The sequence below is a fragment of the Dactylosporangium sp. NPDC050688 genome, assembly GCF_040654515.1.
Classification (GTDB): Bacteria; Actinomycetota; Actinomycetes; order Mycobacteriales; family Micromonosporaceae; genus Dactylosporangium.
The window spans coordinates 62,955-83,209 of sequence record NZ_JBFAIC010000037.1 but is presented as its reverse complement, the minus strand read 5'-3'; the positions used below and the strand labels follow the sequence as shown (position 1 = coordinate 83,209).

General features: G+C 73.3%; 20 protein-coding genes. 9 read left to right on the top strand and 11 right to left on the bottom strand.

Annotation, left to right across the window (positions count from 1 at the left end):
• Positions 1 to 93: 93 nt before the first annotated feature.
• On the top strand, positions 94 to 729 hold the full coding sequence (locus AB0H83_RS30190) for a hypothetical protein (RefSeq protein ID WP_360100545.1): 636 nt from the start codon (positions 94 to 96) through the stop codon (positions 727 to 729).
• On the opposite strand, the gene AB0H83_RS30185 is transcribed toward AB0H83_RS30190, so the two are convergent.
• A complete protein-coding gene (locus AB0H83_RS30185) occupies positions 695 to 1,333 on the bottom strand; it encodes a TetR family transcriptional regulator (protein ID WP_360100542.1) in 639 nt (212 codons plus the stop codon). The genes AB0H83_RS30190 and AB0H83_RS30185 overlap by 35 nt on opposite strands.
• Before the next feature lie 94 nt (positions 1,334 to 1,427).
• Here AB0H83_RS30185 and AB0H83_RS30180 point away from each other — a divergent pair, with 94 nt between their 5' ends.
• Both AB0H83_RS30180 and AB0H83_RS30175 read left to right on the top strand, forming a co-directional pair.
• Positions 1,428 to 1,865, top strand: coding sequence for a MarR family winged helix-turn-helix transcriptional regulator (locus AB0H83_RS30180; RefSeq protein ID WP_360100539.1), 438 nt, complete (start codon positions 1,428 to 1,430; stop codon positions 1,863 to 1,865).
• Positions 1,862 to 3,421 (top strand): MDR family MFS transporter, encoded by a 1,560-nt coding sequence (locus AB0H83_RS30175; RefSeq protein ID WP_360100536.1) that lies wholly within the window; start codon positions 1,862 to 1,864, stop codon positions 3,419 to 3,421. The genes AB0H83_RS30180 and AB0H83_RS30175 overlap by 4 nt, the downstream gene beginning before the upstream one ends.
• A 413-nt stretch (positions 3,422 to 3,834) precedes the next feature.
• Here AB0H83_RS30175 and AB0H83_RS30170 read toward each other — a convergent pair whose 3' ends face one another.
• The 3 genes from AB0H83_RS30170 to AB0H83_RS30160 form a co-directional block, all read right to left on the bottom strand.
• Positions 3,835 to 3,987 (bottom strand): hypothetical protein, encoded by a 153-nt coding sequence (locus AB0H83_RS30170; protein WP_360100533.1) that lies wholly within the window; start codon positions 3,985 to 3,987, stop codon positions 3,835 to 3,837.
• 24 nt (positions 3,988 to 4,011) lie between these two features.
• Positions 4,012 to 4,818 carry an SAM-dependent methyltransferase gene (locus AB0H83_RS30165; RefSeq protein ID WP_360100530.1) on the bottom strand — a complete coding sequence of 269 codons (807 nt, stop codon included), beginning with the start codon at positions 4,816 to 4,818 and terminating at the stop codon, positions 4,012 to 4,014.
• 84 nt (positions 4,819 to 4,902) lie between these two features.
• Entirely contained in the window at positions 4,903 to 5,499 is a 597-nt protein-coding gene (locus AB0H83_RS30160) for an ATP-dependent Clp protease proteolytic subunit (protein ID WP_360100527.1), read from the bottom strand.
• 173 nt (positions 5,500 to 5,672) lie between these two features.
• Here AB0H83_RS30160 and AB0H83_RS30155 point away from each other — a divergent pair, with 173 nt between their 5' ends.
• Positions 5,673 to 6,170 carry a chemotaxis protein CheX gene (locus tag AB0H83_RS30155; RefSeq protein WP_360100524.1) on the top strand — a complete coding sequence of 166 codons (498 nt, stop codon included), beginning with the start codon at positions 5,673 to 5,675 and terminating at the stop codon, positions 6,168 to 6,170.
• A gap of 6 nt (positions 6,171 to 6,176) precedes the next feature.
• Here the strand turns inward: AB0H83_RS30155 and AB0H83_RS30150 are convergent, their stop codons facing one another.
• Positions 6,177 to 6,794, bottom strand: a complete 618-nt coding sequence (locus AB0H83_RS30150; RefSeq protein WP_360100521.1) for a hypothetical protein — start codon at positions 6,792 to 6,794, stop codon at positions 6,177 to 6,179.
• A 326-nt stretch (positions 6,795 to 7,120) separates the two neighbouring features.
• Between AB0H83_RS30150 and AB0H83_RS30145 the strand changes: the two genes are divergently transcribed.
• From AB0H83_RS30145 to meaB, 5 genes are all read left to right on the top strand, one after another.
• Positions 7,121 to 7,459, top strand: a complete 339-nt coding sequence (locus tag AB0H83_RS30145) for an MmcQ/YjbR family DNA-binding protein (RefSeq protein ID WP_360100518.1) — start codon at positions 7,121 to 7,123, stop codon at positions 7,457 to 7,459.
• Between the two features lie 63 nt (positions 7,460 to 7,522).
• Positions 7,523 to 8,770 (top strand): hypothetical protein, encoded by a 1,248-nt coding sequence (locus tag AB0H83_RS30140; protein WP_360100515.1) that lies wholly within the window; start codon positions 7,523 to 7,525, stop codon positions 8,768 to 8,770.
• Between the two features lie 129 nt (positions 8,771 to 8,899).
• Positions 8,900 to 10,672, top strand: coding sequence for a methylmalonyl-CoA mutase subunit beta (locus AB0H83_RS30135; protein WP_360100512.1), 1,773 nt, complete (start codon positions 8,900 to 8,902; stop codon positions 10,670 to 10,672).
• Positions 10,669 to 12,798 (top strand): methylmalonyl-CoA mutase, encoded by a 2,130-nt coding sequence (gene scpA / locus AB0H83_RS30130; RefSeq protein WP_360100509.1) that lies wholly within the window; start codon positions 10,669 to 10,671, stop codon positions 12,796 to 12,798. The genes AB0H83_RS30135 and scpA overlap by 4 nt, the downstream gene beginning before the upstream one ends.
• The gene (meaB, locus tag AB0H83_RS30125; RefSeq protein WP_360100506.1) at positions 12,791 to 13,807 is read left to right on the top strand and encodes a methylmalonyl Co-A mutase-associated GTPase MeaB; all 1,017 of its coding nucleotides are present in this window, start codon (positions 12,791 to 12,793) and stop codon (positions 13,805 to 13,807) included. Before scpA ends, meaB begins: the two co-directional genes overlap by 8 nt.
• Positions 13,808 to 13,846: 39 nt before the next feature.
• Here meaB and AB0H83_RS30120 read toward each other — a convergent pair whose 3' ends face one another.
• The 6 genes from AB0H83_RS30120 to AB0H83_RS30095 form a co-directional block, all read right to left on the bottom strand.
• A complete protein-coding gene (locus tag AB0H83_RS30120) occupies positions 13,847 to 14,065 on the bottom strand; it encodes a ferredoxin (RefSeq protein WP_360100503.1) in 219 nt (72 codons plus the stop codon).
• Positions 14,066 to 14,232: 167 nt separating this feature from the next.
• Complete coding sequence (locus tag AB0H83_RS30115; RefSeq protein ID WP_360100500.1) at positions 14,233 to 15,123, bottom strand: ROK family protein; 891 nt, start codon at positions 15,121 to 15,123, stop codon at positions 14,233 to 14,235.
• Complete coding sequence (locus tag AB0H83_RS30110) at positions 15,120 to 16,583, bottom strand: lyase family protein (RefSeq protein ID WP_360100497.1); 1,464 nt, start codon at positions 16,581 to 16,583, stop codon at positions 15,120 to 15,122. The genes AB0H83_RS30115 and AB0H83_RS30110 overlap by 4 nt, the downstream gene beginning before the upstream one ends.
• Entirely contained in the window at positions 16,580 to 17,410 is an 831-nt protein-coding gene (locus AB0H83_RS30105) for a creatininase family protein (RefSeq protein ID WP_360100494.1), read from the bottom strand. The genes AB0H83_RS30110 and AB0H83_RS30105 overlap by 4 nt, the downstream gene beginning before the upstream one ends.
• Positions 17,398 to 19,149, bottom strand: coding sequence for an iron ABC transporter permease (locus AB0H83_RS30100; protein WP_360100491.1), 1,752 nt, complete (start codon positions 19,147 to 19,149; stop codon positions 17,398 to 17,400). The genes AB0H83_RS30105 and AB0H83_RS30100 overlap by 13 nt, the downstream gene beginning before the upstream one ends.
• Positions 19,146 to 20,228, bottom strand: a complete 1,083-nt coding sequence (locus AB0H83_RS30095; RefSeq protein WP_360100488.1) for an ABC transporter ATP-binding protein — start codon at positions 20,226 to 20,228, stop codon at positions 19,146 to 19,148. The genes AB0H83_RS30100 and AB0H83_RS30095 overlap by 4 nt, the downstream gene beginning before the upstream one ends.
• Between the last annotated feature and the right edge of the window lie 27 nt (positions 20,229 to 20,255).

Below are 20,255 nucleotides of genomic sequence, written 5' to 3'. Positions count from 1 at the left end.
CCGGGGGCGCCGGGCCCTGCCGCCCGGGTCGCCGCGGGACGCAGGATTCTCGGCATACCCGGCGAGCCGCGCCGTTCACATAAAGGATCTGACATGAGCATCCGCACCGAACCCGTCCCCGCCCGCACCGACGTCCGCGACCTGCCGCAGCCCCCGGCCGCCATCTCCGTCCGCGGCGTGCGGGCCCTGGGCCTGGCCCTCACCGCCGGCACCGCGGCGTGGGCGACCAGCATGTTCACCGTCGGCAACAACCCGACGGACTCGCTGGGCTTGACCATCACCGACGTCACCGGCGGGCTCTTCCAGCTGGGGCTGTTCGCCCTGCTGGCGATCCAGGTCCGGACCCGCGCGACCGGCCTGACGAAGGTCGCTCGCGGCATGCTGGTCGTCGAGCACGTCCTGCTCGCCATCGCCACCGTGTGGAGCTTCCTGCACGCCGTCCCCGCGCTGCGTGACGCGGTGTGGCTGATCCCGATGGACGTGTTCTGGCCGCTGTCGATGCTCGGCATGGCCGTCATCGGCGTGAAGATCCTGTTCGCCGGCCGCTGGAAGGGCGTGGCCCGGGTGTGGCCCACGGTCGCGGAGAGCTGGGCCGTGATCACCGTGCCGGCGTTCGGGATCTTCGGCTCCCCGGTGGCGGACTACATCGGCGGCACCCACCTGGTCGTCGGCTACGCCGCGCTCGGCGTCATCCTCATGCTGCGCCCGCGGCTGACCGGTGCCCGCTGACCGCCGCCTGCTCCCGCACATCGTCACCCAGGAAGCCCTTGCCGGTCTCGGCGAGGGCTTCCTGCATGACGTCGATCAGCGGGGTGCCCCCGGCGCCGTCGGCGAACGCCTGCACGGCGACCCGCAGCGCGGTCAGGAACGCCGCGGCCGTCAACCGGGCGCGCAACGGTGTGCCCACCCCGCGCGCGGACAGCTCGGCCGTCAGGCCGTCCTCCATCGAGGTGTACGTGGTGACCTGCTGCGCGGCGAGTGCCGGGTGCCGCCGCACCAGCCGGACCTGGGCGATCCAGCCCGGATCGCGGGTGCTGAGCTCCTGGAACACCTCGACGGCGGCCGCGGTCAGCACCGGCCACGGCGCCTCGCTCCCCGGGCGGGAGCGCACCACGTCCAGCAGCCGCCGCATGCGGGCCAGGTCGCCGTGCAGGAGGGCCTCCTCCTTGCTGGCGAAGTAGTTCGAGAACGTCCGCCGCGACACCTCGGCGGCGTCGGCGATCGCCTCGACGGTGACCCGCTCCAGGCCGTGCTCGATCGCCAGCCGCACGGCAGCGTCATGCAGGGCCTGCCGGGTAGCGGACTTCTTGCGTTCGCGCAGCCCGGTGCTCACACCCCGAATGTTACCCAGTTCTCACCGGGCAAACTTGCGCACTGGGCAACTTTTACAGATGCTTGTAGAAGGCAAGTATTTGAGGAGGTGTCCGATGGAGCTGCGCGACGAGTTGTACGAACTGGTGAAGGCCCTGCGCGTGCTCAAGCAGCAGCGGCACCCGGTGCTGCCGGCGGGGACCGTCGGGCTGCTGCAGGCGATCGACCGGGTGCGCAGCGCCACCGGTGGTTGCCACCTGAAGCAGGTCGCCGCCGCCATCGCCCTCGACCAGTCCACCGCCAGCCGGGCGGTCAGCGCGGCCGAGCGCTCCGGGCTCGTGCGCCGGGTCGCCGACCCGCACGACGGGCGGGCCAGCCTCCTCGAGCTCACCGACGCCGGCCGCACCACCCTCGCGGACGCCGTCGCCTGGTACAGCGCCCTGCTGTCCGACGCCCTGCGCGACTGGAGCGACGAGGACCTCGAACGGTTCGGCGGCTACCTGCGCCGCTTCACGAACGACCTGCACGCTTCGCACCTGGAGGCAACACGATGAGTCAGACGAAGACCGAGGAGCCGATGAGCCATCGGCAGATCCTCGAGGCGCTGAGCGGCCTGCTGCTCGTGCTGTTCGTGGCGATGGTCAGCTCGACCATCGTCTCCACCGCCCTGCCGAAGATCATCGGGGCACTCAACGGCACGCAGAGCCAGTACACCTGGGTCGTCACCGCCACCCTGCTGACCGCGACCGCCTCCACGCCGATCTGGGGCAAGCTCGCCGACCTGTACAACAAGAAGCTGCTCGTCCAGATCTCGATCGTCGTCTTCGTGGTCGGCTCGATCCTCGCCGGGCTCGCCCAGAACGCCGGCGAGCTGATCGCCGCCCGCGCCTTCCAGGGCATCGGCGTCGGCGGCCTGCAGGCCCTCGTCCAGGTCGTCATCGCCGCGATGATCCCGCCGCGGGAGCGCGGCCGGTACAACGGCTACCTCGGCGGCGTGATGGCCGTCGCCACCGTGGGCGGCCCGCTGCTCGGCGGTGTCATCGTGGACACCTCGTGGCTCGGCTGGCGCTGGTGCTTCTTCGTCGGCGTGCCGATCGCCGTCATCGCGCTGTTCGTGCTGCAGAAGACCTTGCACATCGCCACCCTGCGCCGCGACAACGTGAAGATCGACTACCTGGGCGCCTCGCTGATCGCCGCCGGCGTCAGCGTCCTGCTCATCTGGGTGTCGTTCGTCGACGGCTCGTTCGCGTGGCTGTCCTGGCAGACCTTCGCCATGGTCGGCGCCGGCCTGGTGCTGCTCGCCCTCGCCGTCTGGGTCGAGGCCCGCACCGCGGAGCCGGTCGTCCCGCTGGACATCGTCCGGCAGCGCACCACCGCCCTGTCCATCATCGCCAGCCTCTCCGTCGGCATGGCCATGTTCGGCGGCGCGGTCTTCCTCGGCCAGTACTTCCAGATCGGCCGCGGCTACACCCCGACCGAGGCCGGCCTGCTCACCATCCCGATGATGGCCGGCGTGCTCGGCGCCTCCATCGTCGTCGGGCGGCTCATCACCAGGTCCGGCAACATCAAGCCGTACATCGTGGCCGGCACCGTCATCCTCGTCCTGGGCTTCGCCGCCCTGGCCACCATCGACCACCAGACGTCGCTGGTCTACGTCGGCGCGGCCATGTTCCTCGTCGGCGTCGGCGTCGGCTCCTCCATGCAGAACCTCGTCCTCGCCGTGCAGAACACCGTCCCGCTGAAGGACATCGGCGCCGCCAGCTCCACCATCGCCTTTTTTCGCTCCCTGGGCGGCACCATCGGCGTCTCGGTCCTCGGCGCCGTCCTCGCCCGCCGCGTCACCGACAACATCACGCACGCTCTGGCCGCCGCGGGGGTCCCGGCCGGCTCCGGCGGCGGCGCCAGCAACCTCAACCTCAACGCCCTCCCGCCCGCCGTGCAACACATCGTCCGGGCCGCTTACGGCGACGCGACCGGCCACATCTTCCTCATCTCGGCCGGCATCGCGCTCGTCGGCGTCCTCGCCGCGGCACTGATGCGCCCGACCGCGCTGCGCAGCACGCTCGACCTGGCCGCCCCGGCCGAGAAGGTCCCGGTCACGACGCGCTGAGCCCGCTCCGACGTGGGCGGGGCGGCCAACCCCTCGGGCCGCCCCGCCCACCACATCCACCGGCAGCCGCCCGTGCCCGGCTGCCGGTTCCCGTTTCCGCAGCCGCGGTGGTGCCGGCGGCGGTTCGCTCTGCTCTTGCGACGCCCGGCGCCGATCGGCATTGATCTTGCCCGGGTTGATCGAAGTCGCACGGTGGTCATCCAAATGGCCGCGGCGCGACTTGGATCACCACGGCTGTTCGGCGAGGCGGTGACCGCCGGGTGCCGCGGGCAGCCCTGCTGGCCGCTCACCCCGCCCGCGACGCCCGGCGCAGGCTCGCCGCAGTCCTGCAGCGCCGGCGCCGGTTCCCTTGATCTTGCGGGGTTGATCGAGGTCCCGTGGTGGCCATCCGGATGGCCGCGGCGCGACCTGGATCACCACGGGGGTTCGGCCTCGGCGGCGAGTTCCTGCGGCCGGTGCACGTACGCGGTCGTGAAGCACCTGCGACCGAGAAAGTCGTTGACGTGCCGGCCCTCCCGCAGCACCCGCCGCACCAGCGCCGGGAAGCCAGGGTCGTCGCGGCGCACCACCAGCAGCGGCGGCGCACAGCCCTACGGTTTGCGGCCGACGACGCCGTAGATCTGCAGGTCGGCGCTGACCGGGCGGTCGGTGGTCTCGTCGGGGCGCCAGTCGCCGACCGGGACGATGCCGGGCTCGACGATCTCCAGGCCGGCGAAGTACTGCTCGATGGCCGACCTGGGGCGGGCGCGGACATCGGTGCCGCCGGCGGCGAACATCTTCTCGTAGGCGGCGACGCCGTCGGGGGTGCTGAAGTCCATCGTGCCGTGGGTGACGACCAGGTGGCTGCCGGAGGGCACCGCGTCGAGCAGGCGGCGCACGACGGCGGCGACCTGCTCGTCGTCGTGGACGAAGTGCAGCGTGGTGACCAGCAGGATGCCGACCGGCCGGGTCAGGTCGAGGGTCTCCAGCAGGCTCGGGTGGGTCAGGATCGCCTCGGGGTCGCGGACGTCGGCCTCGATGTAGGTCGTCTTGCCGCGCGGGTCGCCCTGCAGCAGGGCGCGGGCGTGGACCATGACGATCGGGTCGTTGTCGACGTAGACCACGCGGGCGTCGGGGGCGACCCGCTGCGCGACCTCGTGGGTGTTGTCCGGGGCGGGCAGGCCGGTGCCAAGGTCGAGGAACTGCCGGACGCCGGACTCGGCCAGGAAGCGCACGCTGCGGCCGAGGAAGGCGCGGTTGGCCCGGGCCAGGGCGACCACGGCGGGGAACCGCGCGGCGATCGCGTCGCCGGACTCACGGTCGGCGGCGAAGTGGTCCTTGCCGCCGAGCCAGTAGCTGTACCGCCGGGCAGGGTGCGGGACGGTGGTGTCGATCCGACTCTGCTCCGTGCTGTCCACCCGGCGCGTCCTCTCCACCGTCGACCATAACGCTGCGTATCGAACCTAGTGGATCAGCGGACGGGACGCCAAGGCACGGAACGGTCACCGTGATGTGATCGAAGAGATGAGGCCGTAGTCGAGGGCCTCCTGCGCGGACAGCACCCGGCCGGTGGACAGGTCGTCCTCCACACGGGAGCGGGGCTGGCCGGTCGCGCCGGCGATGCGCAGGACCAGGTCCTCCAGGTCGCGCAGGTACCGGCCGGCCTCGGCGACGACCTGGTCGGCGGTGCCGCCCGGGCTGCTGACCTTCGGCTCGGACAGCCGGAACCTGGCGTGCGCGAACGCCGAGCGGGTCGCCGCGGCGCAGAACACCCCGATGGCGGCCCCGCCGACCTGGCCGACGGCGGTGGCGTGCACCGGGGCGTGCACGGCGTCGAGGGCGTCGACCAGGGTGAAGACCGCGGCGAGCTGGCCCTCCTCGGCCGCCAGATGCAGGCTGATCGGGTCGGGGCCGATGGCGTCGAGGGCGAGCAGCGTCGCCGCGACCCGCCCGGCCATCTCGGGCTCGATCGCGCCGCGCAGGAACACCATGCGGCGGCCGAAGAGCTGCTCGTCGAGCCAGGGCGCGGGCTGGGGCGGCGGCGCCGGCGGGTCGTCGTCCGGGCGCCGGTCGTAACGGAACCGCGAGCTGTGCTCCATGCGAGCGACCCTAGGCGACCGCGCGGCAGGTCACCGAGCGGCGCGGGGCCATTCCGCTGCCAGCGGAAGGACCGGCGCTCCACGCGAGGCGGATTTACCTGTTTTTCCCGACCTGCCACTTTCGGCTGGCACCATGCGGGGGTAGGTACAGCCCCACGACTTCTGGAGTGCGCATGGACGCCTCGCTCACCGAGTCCGGCCTCGCCCACCGGGACCTCGCCGAGATCGTCAACGAGGTCTGGGACGCGTACCTGCAACAGCCCGAGGCCCAGCCCACGGACCACGAGCCGGCCCTGGACGTCCGGCCGATCACCGCCGCGGTCTCGATCACCGGTGCGTGGGAGGGGCACGTGCGGGTGCTGGTGCCGCCGGCGGCGGCGCACGACATCACCGGGCTGATGCTGGCGATGGAGCCCGACGAGGTCAGCGACCGCGACGTCACCGACGCGATGGGCGAGCTCATCAACATCGTCGGCGGCAACCTGAAGAACCGCGGCGCGCAGCCGGCGAAGCTGGGCCTGCCCGTCGTCGCGACCGGCAAGATGCTCTTCCCGGCGACCCGCGAGACGCTCCGACTCGCCGTCGGCTGGCAGGACAAGCCCGACCAGCCGATCACGTTCAGCGTCCTGCACGTGCACCGGGAACGGCCGGTCACCACCCGGCTGCCGTGACCGCCGCTACCAGGGTGCGCTGCCGCACCAGGGCGGCCTCGATGCGTTCCGCCGGTGCCGGCGTGCCGTAGTAGTGGCCCTGGCCGTAGCGGCAGCCCGCATTCCGCACGACCTCCAGGTGCCGCTGCGCCTCCAGACCGGCGCGAGGTACGCCGCGACCGGGGTGGCGACCGCGGAGACACCGGCGGTGAAGACGCCCGCGGCGAGCGCGACGAGGCTGAACACGGCGCCGCGCGGCGCGGACCCGCCGGGCGCGGCACCCGCCGACGCCGGGACGGCCGCCGCAACGGCCTCCACCGCGCCGCCCGGCTCCGGGGCGGTCTGCGTCACGGCACCCGCCGACACCGGGACGGTCGGCTCCGCGGCACCCGGCTCCGGGGCGGTCCGCGTCCCGGCGGCTTCCACCGCGACGGTCTGCACGGTGGCAGCCGGCTCGAAGGCGGTCCGCGTTACGGCGGATTCCACCGCGGCGCCCGGTCCGGGAGCGGTCCGTGCCGGGGCGGCGCGGGCGAGGCGCAGCAACCAGCCGGCGTGCAGCGCGGCGGCCGCGGCGGCGGCCACGAGCACGACGGCGTTGGCGGGCAGCCCGAGCGGTGGGCCACCGAGCAGGACGGCAGCGGCCACGGTCAGTGTGAGCGGTGCGGAGGCCATGAGCATCCGGTTTCGTGATCTGTGCGCGCCACCGATACCCGGTCTCATCGCGTCGGTCCGTTCGCTCAGCGGGGGCCTTCTGGCTGCCCCACGCAACGACGAGCACCGACCCCGGTGACGTCACCGTCACCCGTTCGGACGAACTTCCGCCCGCTTTGCCCATTTTTATGACGATGCCTTGCCGGCCGGATGTGCGGCCGCCCGCCGGCTGGGTAAAGGGCCCGGGTTCGACCCAGAGTTGATCTTGGCCCGGAAGCGTCCGCGCCCCCGCCGGCACCCCGGCATGGCAGCATAGGCGGATGGGGACCGTCGATGAGGTGCGCAGCGTGGCGCTGAGCCTGCCGCGCACCACCGAGCACCTGATCCGCGACCGGGTCAAGTTCAGGGTCGGCAGGATCGTCTATCTGGCGTTGTCGCAGGACGAGACGACGCTCGGGTTCGCGTTCCCGAAGGAGGAACGCGACGCGCTCATCGCCACCGACCCCGCCCGGTTCTTCCTGCCGCCGGTGTCGGACCTGCGCTTCAACTGGGTCTGCGGGCACCTGGCCACCCTCGGCGGCGCCGAGCTGCGCGACCTGATCGTCGACGCGTGGCGCATGGTCGTGCCGAAACGCGTCTACGCCACCTGGGCCCGCTGACCACCCGCCCGCCGCCGGCACTCGGGCGCGCGCGGCGGGCGCCCGGCTGCCTAGACTCGCCGGGTGGAACTGGCCGTCCCGCCGTTGTTCGAGGCGCTCGCCGGCGCCCGCAGCATCCTCGTCGCCGGTGCCGGCGGCGGGTTCGACGTGTATACCGGCCTGCCGCTCGCGCTGGCCCTGCGGGCCCAGGGGCGCATCGTGCACCTGGGCAACCTGTCGTTCGCGTCGCTGGAGGTGCTCGACCTCGACACGTGGCTCGCGCCCGGCGTGGCGGTGGTGACCGCGCGGAGCAGGTCCTGGCCCGCATCGAACAGTTCCGGGCCGGGATCACCCCGCGGGTCCCGCGCGGCTACCCGCACTGACGCTCCGGGGTACCGTGCGGCCATGGAGTTCGACGGCGCGGACGGACGCGACCTGATGGCGACGGCGGCCGGCGAGCTGGCCGCGCGGGAGCCGGACCTGCACCTGCTGGAGGCGGCCTGCACCGCCCTCGCCGGCCGGATCGACCGCGGCGACATGATGATCGGCATCCTGCCGACCGGCGCCGCCGCGGTCGTCGTCGCCGGGCTGAGCACCGTGGCCACCGCCACCGCCTGGTCCACCCTCGGCCGCTGCTACCTCGGCGTCGACGGGGCGCTGCTGCCGCCGGTCGCGTCCCTGCCCGGCCACGCGCAGGGCTCCCCGCTGGACCGTGCCCGGGCGTGCTTCGCGCAGGCCGCCGCCCTCGGCGACCGCGACGGCGCGCTGCTGTTCGCCCGCGCGTGCGCCGACGGCCCACCGGACGCGCAGCGGGCCGCCCGCGAGCACCTGCGCCCGCACGCCGCCACCGACCCGGAGGCCCGCTACCGGCTCGGCCTGGTCGAGCAGTGGCTCGGCGACCCGTCCGCCGCCGTGCCGCACCACGAGTGGGCCGCCGCCCGGGGCAACGCCGACGCCGCGTTCGAGCTGTACGTCCTGCACTCCACCGGCGCCGGCGTCCCCCTCGACGAGGACACCGGCCGCACCTGGCTGCTGCGCGCCGCCGACCTCGGCCAGCACCGCGCCCTCTACAACCTCGGCGCCGCCCACGCCACCGGCTCCGGCTTCCCCGCCGACCTCACCGTCGCCGCCGCGTACTACCGCCGGGCCGCCGAGGCCGGCAACCCCAGGGCCGCCGCGACGCTCGGCTACCTGTACCTGACCGGCGGAGGCGTCCCCGAGGACGAGACCACCGCGGCCCGCTGGTTCGACATCGCCGACGCGCTGGGCTACCCGGTCGACGAGTGGCTCGACCAGCTCGGCCTGGACCGCCCTCAACCTCAGGGCGCCTGAGGAGGACCCCTATCGACCCCTGAACGGCCGGGGGGAACAGCCGGACGGGGTGCATCGGTGAGATATTGAGTTGGTGGACCATTTCACAACGGTTGCGGGCGCGCTGTCACACGCCCTTAACATCCGTTCATGACTGAGGCTGGCCGGTCGGGGCCGCACGAGCCTGACGAGTTGCGGCTGGGGGCAGACTTCGCCGGCGGCGACCTGGAGCAGTGGCAGAAGCTCGCCCTCGCGGTGCTGCGCAAGGCGGGCACCGCCGATGACGGCACGCCGCCGGAGGCGGTGCGGGAGCTGCTGGGCAGCGTCACGTACGACGGGATCGCCGTCGCGCCGCTGTTCACCGCGGGCGACGCCGCGGCGTTGCCGGCGGTCGGGTGGCCGGGGCAGACGCCGTTCATCCGGGGTGGCAGCGCGGCCCCGCGGGCGTGGGACGTGCGGCAGCGGCACGCCGACCCCGACGCGAAGGTGACCCGCGAGGCGATCCTGGCCGACCTGGAGAACGGCGCGACCTCGATCTGGCTGGACGGGATCGCGCCCGGCAGCATCCCCGAGGTCCTCGACGGCGTGTACCTCGACCTCGCCCCCGTCGTGCTGGACTGCGGCGCCGACACGGAGGCCGCCGCGGCGGTGTTCCTCGGGCTGCCGGGTGAGGACAAGCGCGGCAACCTCGGCGCCGACCCGCTCGGCTGGCAGGCCGAGACGGGGCACCCCGCCGACCTCGGCATGCTCGGCCGGCTGGCGAAGTCGCCGGTGCCGGTCGCGACCGTCGACGCGACGCCCTACCACGAGGCCGGCGGCAGCGACGCCGAGGAGCTCGGGTTCGCCGCGGCGACCGGGCTGGCGTACCTGCGTGCGTTCGTCGACGCCGGGCTGAGCGCCGGGATGGCACTGCGCCAGCTGGAGTTCCGCTATGCGGCTGGCGGCGACCAGTTCGCCACCATCGCGAAGCTGCGCGCGGCGCGGCGGATCTGGGCGCGGATCGCGACGGTCTGCGACGTGCCGCACCTCGGCGCGCAGGTGCAGCACGCGGTGACGAGCGCGGCGATGATGACCGCCCGCGACCCGTGGGTGAACCTGCTGCGCACCACCGTCGCCTGCTTCGCCGCCGGGGTCGGCGGCGCCGGCGCGGTGACGGTGCTGCCGTTCGACGCGCGGCTCGGGCTGCCTGACGGCTTCTCCCGGCGGATCGCGCGCAACACCTCGACGCTGCTGATCGAGGAGGCGAACGTGGCCCGGGTCGTGGACCCGGCCGGCGGCTCCTGGTTCGTGGAGTCGCTGACCGACGCCCTCGCGCACGCCGCCTGGGACGTGTTCACCGAGGTGGAGCGGGCCGGCGGGATGCGCGCCGCCCTCGACAGCGGGCTGGTCGCGGACCGGGTCGCGGCGACCTGGCAGCGCCGCGCCGAGCGGATCGCGCACCGCCTCGACCCGGTCACCGGCGTGAGCGAGTTCGCCAGCCTCGAGGAGCGCCGCCCCGCCCGCTCCCCCGCGCCGCCGCCACCGACGGGTGGACTGCCGCGGCACCGGTACGCCGAAGCCTTCGAGACCCTGCGCGACGCCGCCGACGGCTCCGGAGCGACGGTCAGCCTGGTGACTCTCGGCCCGGTCGCCTCGCACACCGCCCGCGCGTCGTTCGCGGCGAACCTGTTCGCGGCCGGCGGCATCCGTACCGTCCACAATGGACCGAACCCGGAGGTCGCCTGCATCTGCGGGTCCGACCGGGCCTACGCCGAGCAGGCCGAGGAGACCGCGCGGCGGCTGAAGGCCGAGGGAGTGCGCACCGTCTGGCTGGCCGGGAAACCCGCCGGGTACGCGCACGTCGACGACTACCTGTACACCGGCTGCGACGCCCTCGCGGTGCTGCGCCGCACGCACTCGGACCTGGGACTGGTGACACCGTGATCCCCGACTTCTCCGAGGTCGCCCTCGGCACGCCCCGCGTCGACCCGGCCGCGCCCCAGCCGGGCGAGGCCTGGCAGACCCCCGAGGGCATCGACGTCGCCGGCGTCTACGGGCCGCCGGACCTCGCCGGGCTCGACTTCCTCGACACGTACCCGGGCGTCGCGCCGTACCTGCGCGGCCCCTACCCGACGATGTACACCACCCAGCCGTGGACGGTGCGCCAGTACGCCGGGTTCTCCACCGCCGAGGAGTCCAACGCCTTCTACCGGCGCAACCTCGCCGGTGGCCAGAAGGGCCTGTCGGTCGCGTTCGACCTCGCCACGCACCGCGGCTACGACTCCGACCACCCGCGCGTCGCCGGGGACGTCGGCATGGCCGGCGTCGCCATCGACTCGATCCTCGACATGCGGCAGCTCTTCGACGGCATCCCGCTGGACAAGATGAGCGTGTCGATGACGATGAACGGTGCCGTCCTGCCGGTCCTCGCCCTCTACATCGTCGCCGCCGAGGAGCAGGGGGTCGCGCCGGAGCAGCTGTCCGGCACGATCCAGAACGACATCCTCAAAGAGTTCATGGTCCGCAACACCTACATCTACCCGCCGGCACCGTCGATGCGGATCATCAGCGACATCTTCCGGTACACCTCGGAGAAGATGCCGAAGTTCAACTCGATCTCCATCTCCGGCTACCACATCCAGGAGGCCGGCGCGACCGCCGACCTGGAGCTCGCCTACACCCTCGCCGACGGCGTGGAGTACCTGCGCGCCGGCCGCGACGCCGGGCTCGACGTCGACGTGTTCGCGCCGCGGCTGTCGTTCTTCTGGGCCATCGGCATGAACTTCTTCATGGAGGTCGCGAAGCTGCGCGCCGGCCGGCTGCTGTGGGCCAAGCTCGTGCGCGACTTCGGCGCGAAGAACCCGAAGTCGCTGAGCCTGCGCACGCACTGCCAGACGTCCGGCTGGTCGCTGACCGCGCAGGACGTGTTCAACAACGTGGTGCGCACCTGCGTCGAGGCGATGGCCGCCACCCAGGGCCACACCCAGTCGCTGCACACCAACGCCCTCGACGAGGCGCTCGCCCTGCCGACGGACTTCTCCGCCCGCATCGCCCGCAACACGCAGCTGCTGCTGCAGCAGGAGTCCGGCACGACCAGGGTCATCGACCCGTGGGGCGGCAGCGCGTACGTCGAGAAGCTCACCCACGACCTCGCCACCCGCGCCTGGCAGCACATCCAGGAGGTCGAGGCGGCCGGCGGCATGGCCCGCGCCATCGACGAGGGCATCCCGAAGCTGCGCATCGAGGAGGCCGCGGCCCGCACCCAGGCCCGCATCGACTCCGGCCGGCAGCCGGTGATCGGGGTCAACAAGTACCGGCCCGACGCCGACGAACCCATCGAGGTGCTCAAGGTCGACAACTCCTCCGTGCGCGCCCAGCAGCTGGCGAAGCTCGCCCGCCTGCGCGCCGAACGGGACGACGCCCGCACGCGGGCCGCCCTGGACGCGCTGACCGAGGGCGCCGCCGGCGGCGGCAACCTGCTCGAGCTGTCCGTCGAGGCGGCCCGCGCGCACGCCACCGTCGGCGAGATCTCCGACGCCCTGGAGAAGGTCTTCGGGCGGCACACGGCGCAGATCCGTACCATCTCCGGGGTGTACCGCGACGAGGCAGGCGACGACCGGCTCATCGGACGGGTGCGGGCCGCGACCGCCGACTTCGCCGAGGCCGAGGGGCGCCGCCCCCGCATCCTGGTGGCGAAGATGGGCCAGGACGGTCACGACCGCGGCCAGAAGGTGGTCGCGACCGCCTTCGCCGACCTCGGCTTCGACGTCGACGTGGGCCCGCTGTTCCAGACCCCGGCCGAGGTGGCCCGCCAGGCCGTCGAGGCCGACGTGCACATCGTCGGCGTCAACTCCCTCGCCGCCGGGCACCTCACCCTGGTCCCGGCGCTGCGCGACGAGCTCGCCGCGCTCGGCCGCGACGACATCCTCGTCATCGTCGGCGGCGTCATCCCGCCGCAGGACTTCGACGAGCTGCGCGCCGCCGGCGCCGCCGCGATCTTCCCGCCCGGCACCGTGATCGCCGAAGCCGCGCTGGACCTGCTGGCTCAGCTACGCTCCCGGCATGGATGACGCCGCCCTCCGCGACGGCGTCCTGGCCGGGCAACGGGCCGCGATCGGGCGGGCGATCACCCTCGTGGAGTCGACCCGCCCCGACCACCGCGCCCGCGCGCAGGAGCTGCTCGTCGCGCTGACCCCGCACGCGGGCCGGGCCCGCCGGATCGGCATCACCGGCGTCCCCGGCGTCGGCAAGTCCACGTTCATCGACGCGCTCGGCGTCACCCTGACCGGCGCCGGGCACCGCGTCGCCGTCCTCGCCGTCGACCCGTCCTCGACCCGCACCGGCGGCAGCATCCTCGGCGACAAGACCCGCATGGCCCGTCTGGCCGTCGACGACGCGGCGTTCGTACGCCCGTCGCCCACCTCCGGCACCCTCGGCGGGGTCGCCCGGGCCACCCGCGAGGCGATGACGGTCGTCGAGGCCGCCGGGTACGACGTCGTCCTCGTCGAGACCGTCGGCGTCGGCCAGTCCGAGACCGCGGTCGCCGGCATGGTCGACACGTTCCTGCTGCTCGCCCTCGCCCGCACCGGCGACCAGTTGCAGGGCATCAAGAAGGGCGTGCTGGAGCTCGCCGACGTGATCGCCGTCAACAAGGCCGACGGCCCCGGCGAGGCCGACGCCCGCAAGGCCGCCCGCGAGCTGGCCGGCGCGCTGCGCCTCCTGCACGGCACCACCGCCCGCCGCGGCACAGACCGCGCGGCACCGGCCGGCGGCGCCGACTGGCAGGTGCCGGTCGTGACGTGCAGCGGCCTCACCGGCGCCGGGCTGCCCGAGCTGTGGGCGCAGCTGGAGGCCCACCACGAGCACCTGTCCCGCTCCGGCGGCCTCGACCGCCGCCGCGAGGCGCAGCGGGTCGCGTGGATCTGGGAGACCGCCCGCGGCACGCTGCTGGACCGCCTGCAGGCCGACCCCGCGGTCCGCGAGCTCGCCCCGGACCTGGAGCGTCAGGTCCGCGCCGGGACGATGACCCCCGGCCAGGCCGCCGACGCGATCCTCGCCGCCTTCCACCTGCCGCGCTGAGTGCGGGCCGGTCCCGCCGCCGGACCGTCGCGGGCCGGGTCAGATCTCGACGGGCCTGCCCGTGGTGAGGTCGACGACGCTGATCGCCTCCATGGGGCACGACGCCACCGCGTCGAGGACGGCCTCGTCGTCCGGGGCGACGTCCGGCGCCACCGGGTGCGCCCGGCCCTCGGCCTCGTCCAGCTCGAAGCGGTCCGGGGCGATCCCCGCACAGCTGCCCGACCCGATGCACGTGTGATCCACGGTGATCCGCCACATACGTCCAAGTTATCGAACCGCGCCATTGTCCGCAGATCCTGCACCGGACCCAGCTGCTGTACGAGCCGTAGACGGACTCCGGCACGGGTGGCCGCGACTGATCCACGGCAGCGGGACCGCCCCGGGGCGTTGCGCACGGTCCGGGGCGGTCCTGCGGGCGGGAGCGGTCAGGCCTGCGCCGCGAGCGTGATCGAGCCGAGCAGCGCGGCGTCCTGCGCGAAGTCGGAGAGGACCACCTCGGGCGGGTACGGCAGCGCGTGGGAGAGCCGGTCGATCAGCAGCTCGCGCACCAGGTCGTCGCGGGCGACACCACCGACGAGCACCAGGCGCTGCGGGTCGAGCAGCAGGCAGCACGTCACGACGTGGCGGGCCAGCTCGTCGACCCGGGCGACCAGCGCGTCGCGGACCGGCCCGGGTGACGCCGCGGCCGTGCAGAGCCCGGCCGCGCCATCGGGCAGCGCGAGCCGGTCCGCCAGCTCGTCGAGGGCCCGCCCGGAGAAGTCGGTCTCCAGCAGCGGCTCCGGCGACGCCGGCCAGTCCGGCCCGGTGACGGCGTACGCGATCTCACCGGCCGCGCCGCGGTACCCGGGCACGACGGCACCGTTGACCGTGATGGCCGTGGCGACTCCCGTGCCCAGCCCGATCACGAGGCCCGGGTCGGCGTCGCGCAGCGCTCCCCGGTGCAGTTCGGCGAGGGCCGCGGCGTTGAGGTCGTTGGCGACCCGGACGCGGGAGACGCCCAGGTGCTCGCGGACGGCCTCGGCCAGGCGCAGTCGCTCCCAGCCCGGCACGTTCGGCGCGAGGTCGATGCCGTCCTCGCGGATCACGCCGGGCGAGGCGATCCCGACCGCGTGCAGGGTGCCGCCGGTGTCGGTGACGAGCTTCTGCGCCAGGTCCAGGGCGCGGTCGAGCGCCTGCCGCGCGCCGCGGGCGGCGAGGGTCGGCAGGCGCTCCGAGGCGAGCAGGCGGCCGTCGGCGTCGCCGATCCCGATCGCCATCTTCGTGCCGCCGAAGTCGATGCCCAACAACCGCCGGTCGGTGGGGGCTTCGAGGTTCACTGAGCGACCCTTTCCGCGACCGCGGTCGCGAGCTTCGTGTCGGCTGCGAGCAGCCGCTGCCGCAACGCGGCGACCTCGGCGAGCGTCGTGTCCAAGGTGGATCGCAGCTGGGCGACCTGGGCGCGGACGGCGGCCTCGCCAGGGCCGTCCGGCTGGGCGCGGCGCAGCACCAGCTCCGGACGCAGGGCCGCGTCGAGAAGGTCCTGCACGGCGGCGTCGCCGAGCGAGTCGATCCCGGCGACGGCGTGCGCCGCCTCCCGGATGCTGTCGGCGGTCCAGGCCGCGGGCGGCCCGGACCGGACCAGGCGGCCGATGACCGAGTGGGCGGCGCGGAACGGCAGGCCGTGCCGGGTCAGCGCGTCGGCCGCGGCGGTCGTGGTCGCGCCGGTCGCGACGATCGTCTCACCGTTCGGCGGCCGCAGCGGCTCCAGCCGCTCGAACAGGCCGCCGAGCAGGGCGAAGAACCGGTACGCGCGGTCGTTGCTCTCCCACAGCCGCACCTGCACGTCGGTGGTGGCGTTGTTGGAGTCCTCCCACCACGCCGCACCGACGTTGTTGAACACGGACGCGGCGTCGGCGGCCGTCGCGCCGGCCATCGAGACCAGGTGCTCCAGCACGACCGGGTTGCGCTTCTGCGGCATGATGCTGCTGCCCTGCGTGAACTCCTCGGGGGTGCGCACCCATTCCCAGGTCAGCCAGTCCATGAACGTGCGGGCCACGCGCGCCCCGGTGGCGAGCGCCTGCGCGTTGAGCGCGGCCGTGCGCATGAGATGGTCGGCGCCGGCCACCGCCTCGTACGAGTTGACCACCACCTCGTCGAAGCCGAGCAGCTCGGCCACGCGGTGGGAGTCGATCGCCAGGTCCGTGCCGGCGAAGGCGCAGGAGCCCAGCGGCGACCGGTTCATCTCGGCGAGCAGGCGCGCGTAGGCGGCGGCCTGGCCGGCGAGGGCCTCGGCGTATCCGGCGAGCACGTGCCCGATGCTGGTCGGCTGGGCGGGGCGGCGGTGGGTGTACCCGACCACGACCACGCCGGCGTACCGGTCGGCGCGGTCCAGCAGCACGGTGCCCGCCTCGCCGATCGCGGCGAGCACGCCGAGCAGCTGGTCGCGCAGGACCATCCGGAACACGCCCGAGTCCAGGTCGTTGCGGCTGCGCGCGAGCTGGACGCTGAGCTGCCCGGTCGGGATGCCGCATGCCTCGGCGAGCCGTTTCTCCAGCGTGAAGTACACGTCCTCGACCGAGCCGTCGTAGTCGAACGTCCCGGGCCGGTCGTCGCGGAGCTTGACCAGCCCGCGCAGCATCTGCGCCGCCGCGTCGGCGGGCACGAGGCCCTGCTCGGCGAGCATCACCACGTGCGCCTCGCTGGCCTTCACCATCGGCCCGTAGAGGTAGGTGGCGTGATGGTCGAAGACGACGCGGAGGTGGTGCTGCTGGTAGGTGGTCAACGGGTGATGCGTCATGCGTTCCCCTCGTGTCGTTGTGATGCCGGATCCGCGCCGGGCGGGCCGGGCAGCGGCGCCGCGACCCATGCTCGCGCGACGTCACCGAGCCGGGCGGCGGCCATCTCGCGCACCCGCCGGCCGGTCGTCCCGGTGGCCAGCGAGACGTGGCCGGACCAGCCCTGCCACGGCTCGGGTCGCGACTCGACCAGGACGTACGGATGGGCCGTCGGCAGCTTCGGCCGGGGCGGCAGGTCGGGTGCGACGCCCAGGTGCACCGCCGCCGCGTCGAAACCGAGCACGGCCGACGTCTCGTAGGCGCCGCCGTGGCCGCGGGAGGGCAGCTCGCCGAACAACGCAGTCGTCTCCCCGGCGTCGATGAGCTGGAACCAGTTCATCAGTAGCAGGCTCGCCAGCCGCCGGCCGGACACCCACTCCATCGCCGCCCGTACGGTGGACATGTTGGCGTCGTGCCCGTTGACCACGAGCACCCGCGGGAAGCCCGCGGTGACGATGCCCTCGATCACGTCGCACAGGTACGCCACGGCGATCTCGGGCCGCACGGCGATGGTGCCGGGCCACGGCCGCGTCTGTCCCGGGCACGCCGTGTACGGCACGGCCGGGAACGACACGGCCCGCAGCCCGGCGCCGTCCAGTTCGCCCGCGAACCCGTCGGCCAGGATCAGGTCGGTGCCGAGCGGCAGGTGCGGGCCGTGCCACTCGACCGCGCCGACGGGCAGGACCGCGAAGTCGGCCGCCGCGGCGACGCGCGCCAGCTCGTGCCCCGGCAGCCGGCTCACCGGGAGGAGCCCGCCGTCCGCCTGCCAGGCTTCGATCAGTTCGTCCATTGCTCCGCCTGTCGCGACGCGCCCCGGCCGCCGCTCTCCAGCCGGCCGGAGAACCACATCACCACGAAGATCAGCAGGACCTGCAGCATGCCGTACGCGGCGGCCGTGCCGATCTCGAAGGAGTACATCCGGTTGTTGATGGCCACCGAGATCGGGACGGTCGAGGACGTGTAGATGAGCACCGACGCGACGAACTCGCCCACGCCGTGGACGAACGCCAGCAGCGCGCCGACGATGACGCCCGGCAGCATCAGCCGGACCGTGATGTTGAGGAAGGCCCGCAGCCACGTCGCGCCGAGGCTGCGCGCGGCCTCCTCCAGCGACGGGTCGATCAGCGCCAGCGACGCCGAGCTGGCCCGGAACACCAGCGGCAGGAACCGCACGAAGTACGCCAGCGGCAGGATCCAGAACGTGCCGATCAGGGCCTGCCCGAAGCTGAACGAGTTGCCGGTGCTGAACGCCGAGATCAGGTTGATCGCCACGACGGTGCCGGGCAGCGCCCAGGCGATCATGACGCCGATGTCGAGCAGGCTCCTGCCGACGAACCGCAGCCGCCGCACCGCGTAGGCGATCAGCACGCCGATCACGACGCACCCGGCGGTGGCGAGCAGGCTCATCTGCAGGGAGTTCAGGATCGGCTGGAACGCCTTCGGCTCGGACACGATCGTGACGAAGTTGTCGACGGAGTACGCGGACGGGATGATCTCCGTGGTCCACGACCCGTCCTCGGAGAACGCCACCAGCGCGATCGTGGCGACCGGTGCCAGCAGCACGATCGTCGCCAGCACGGAGGCCACCGGCGCGAGCCAGCGCCCGATCGGGCTGGAGATCTCCCGGCGGCGCGCGGAGATGCCCTTGGACTGCGACAGGTAGCTGCGCCGCCCCTCGTACCAGCGCATCAGCAGCAGGAAGGCGATCGACACCAGGCCCAGCGCCGAGGCGTACGTCGAGGCCATCGGCAGGTCGCCGTTGGTGCGGTTGATGTAGATCTGCATCGTCATGGTCTGGTCGACGCCGAACAGCAGCGGCGCCGTGTAGGACGCCAGCGACGTCATGAAGACCAGCAGCGACGCGGACACCAGCGCGGGGGTCAGCATCGGCAGCAGCACCGTGCGCCACACCCGGACGCGCCCGGCGCCCAGGTTGTACGCGGCCTCCTCGACCGACGGGTCCATTCCCGCCAGCGCGGCGGACGCGGCCAGGTAGAAGAACGGGTACATGGTGAAGGTGTGCACGACGAGCACCCCGGCGATGCCGTCGAACGCGAGCACCGGCTTGTCGGCCCCGAACAGGTGCTGCAGGCCACGCGGCAGGATGCCGATCTCGCTGTACAGCAGCTGGAAGGAGATCGCACCGATCAGCGGCGGCAGCGCGGCGGGCACCAGGATGAACGCCTCGATGAGGCCGCGGCCGCGGAAGGAGAACCGCTTGAGCAGGAACGCCATCGCGACACCGACGACGGCGCACAGCAGCACGCTGGCCGCCGAGATGACCAGCGACGTGACCAGGGAGGTGCGCGCGACACCGGACGAGGTGAAGAACTGCGTGTAGTTGCTGACGCCGTCCTCGCTGACGCTCTCCACGAACGTGGCGAGCATCGGCTGCACCACGTAGCCCCAGAGGATCAGCACGAGCGGGGCCACCATCAGGTACGGGAACCATGCCGCGTTCGCGCCACCGGCCAGACGGCGGGCCAGCACGGCCCGGCGGGACGAAACAGTGGTCGACGCCGCGGTCACGGCCGGACCACCCACAGCCGGTCGGCGGACAGCCGCAGGCCGATCCGGTCGCCGACGTCGACGCGGTCGGGCACGTCGACCGCCGCGACGGTCACCTCACCGCCCTCGTCGGTGCCGATGTCGACCGTCAGGTGCGTGGCCATGCCGGTGAACTCGACGGCGGTCACGCGTCCGCGGATCACGCCGGGGTCGTCGGCGCCGGCCAGCGCGATGTGCTCGGGCCGGGCGGAGACCAGCGCGGTGTCGCCGGCGCGCAGCCCGTGCCCGTCCGGCGCGCCGGCCGCGATGTGACCGCCGCCGGGCAGCGCCACCTCGACCCGGGTGGCGTCGGCGGTGGTGACCGGCAGCGACAGCACGTTGCTGCGGCCGATGAAGCGCGCGACGAACGCGTTGGCCGGCTGGTGGTACACCTCGCGCGGCGCGCCGATCTGCTGCACGCGACCGGCCTGCATCACGGCGATGCGGTCCGACATGGCCATCGCCTCGGCCTGGTCGTGGGTCACGTAGATGGACGTGGTGCCGGCGGCGCGCTGGATGCGCCGGATCTCCGTGCGGGTCTCCTCGCGCAGCTTCGCGTCCAGGTTGGACAGTGGCTCGTCGAGCAGGAGCATGCGCGGGCGGATCACCAGCGCGCGGGCCAGTGCGACGCGCTGCTGCTGGCCGCCGGAGAGCTGCTCGATGCGCCGCGACCCGTAGCCGTCGAGGTGCACCTGGGCCAGCGCCTCGGCCACCTGCCGGTTCCTGTCGGCCGCGGAGATCTTGCGTACCTTGAGCCCGTAGGCGACGTTCTGCGCCACCGTCATGTGCGGGAAGAGCGCGTAGTTCTGGAACACCATGCCGGTGTCGCGCTTGTTGGGCGCGAGCCGGGTGACGTCCTGACCGCCGAAGCGGATGTGCCCCAGGGTGGGGAAGTAGAACCCGGCCACCATGCGCAGCGTGGTCGTCTTGCCGCACCCGCTCGGCCCGAGGAGCGTGAAGAACTCCCCCGCGCCGATGGTGAGGTTCACGTCGTCGACCGCGGCGGCCTCGCCGGACGAGGCGAAGCGTTTGCTCACCGACTCCAATTCGACGTCGATCATCTTTCCCTCTCTGCACTTCCATCGATG

Bases quoted from the DNA above. Each gene is read 5' to 3' on its own strand.
- AB0H83_RS30190 (WP_360100545.1), top strand. From the start codon at position 94: ATGAGCATCCGCACCGAACCCGTCCCCGCCCGCACCGACGTCCGCGAC.
- AB0H83_RS30180 (WP_360100539.1), top strand. From the start codon at position 1,428: ATGGAGCTGCGCGACGAGTTGTACGAACTGGTGAAGGCCCTGCGCGTG.
- AB0H83_RS30175 (WP_360100536.1), top strand. From the start codon at position 1,862: ATGAGTCAGACGAAGACCGAGGAGCCGATGAGCCATCGGCAGATCCTC.
- AB0H83_RS30160 (WP_360100527.1), bottom strand. From the start codon at position 5,499: ATGGAGCACAGCTCGCGGTTCCGTTACGACCGGCGCCCGGACGACGAC.
- AB0H83_RS30155 (WP_360100524.1), top strand. From the start codon at position 5,673: ATGGACGCCTCGCTCACCGAGTCCGGCCTCGCCCACCGGGACCTCGCC.
- AB0H83_RS30145 (WP_360100518.1), top strand. From the start codon at position 7,121: ATGGGGACCGTCGATGAGGTGCGCAGCGTGGCGCTGAGCCTGCCGCGC.
- AB0H83_RS30135 (WP_360100512.1), top strand. From the start codon at position 8,900: ATGACTGAGGCTGGCCGGTCGGGGCCGCACGAGCCTGACGAGTTGCGG.
- meaB (WP_360100506.1), top strand. From the start codon at position 12,791: ATGGATGACGCCGCCCTCCGCGACGGCGTCCTGGCCGGGCAACGGGCC.
- AB0H83_RS30120 (WP_360100503.1), bottom strand. From the start codon at position 14,065: ATGTGGCGGATCACCGTGGATCACACGTGCATCGGGTCGGGCAGCTGT.
- AB0H83_RS30110 (WP_360100497.1), bottom strand. From the start codon at position 16,583: ATGACGCATCACCCGTTGACCACCTACCAGCAGCACCACCTCCGCGTC.
- AB0H83_RS30105 (WP_360100494.1), bottom strand. From the start codon at position 17,410: ATGGACGAACTGATCGAAGCCTGGCAGGCGGACGGCGGGCTCCTCCCG.
- AB0H83_RS30095 (WP_360100488.1), bottom strand. From the start codon at position 20,228: ATGATCGACGTCGAATTGGAGTCGGTGAGCAAACGCTTCGCCTCGTCC.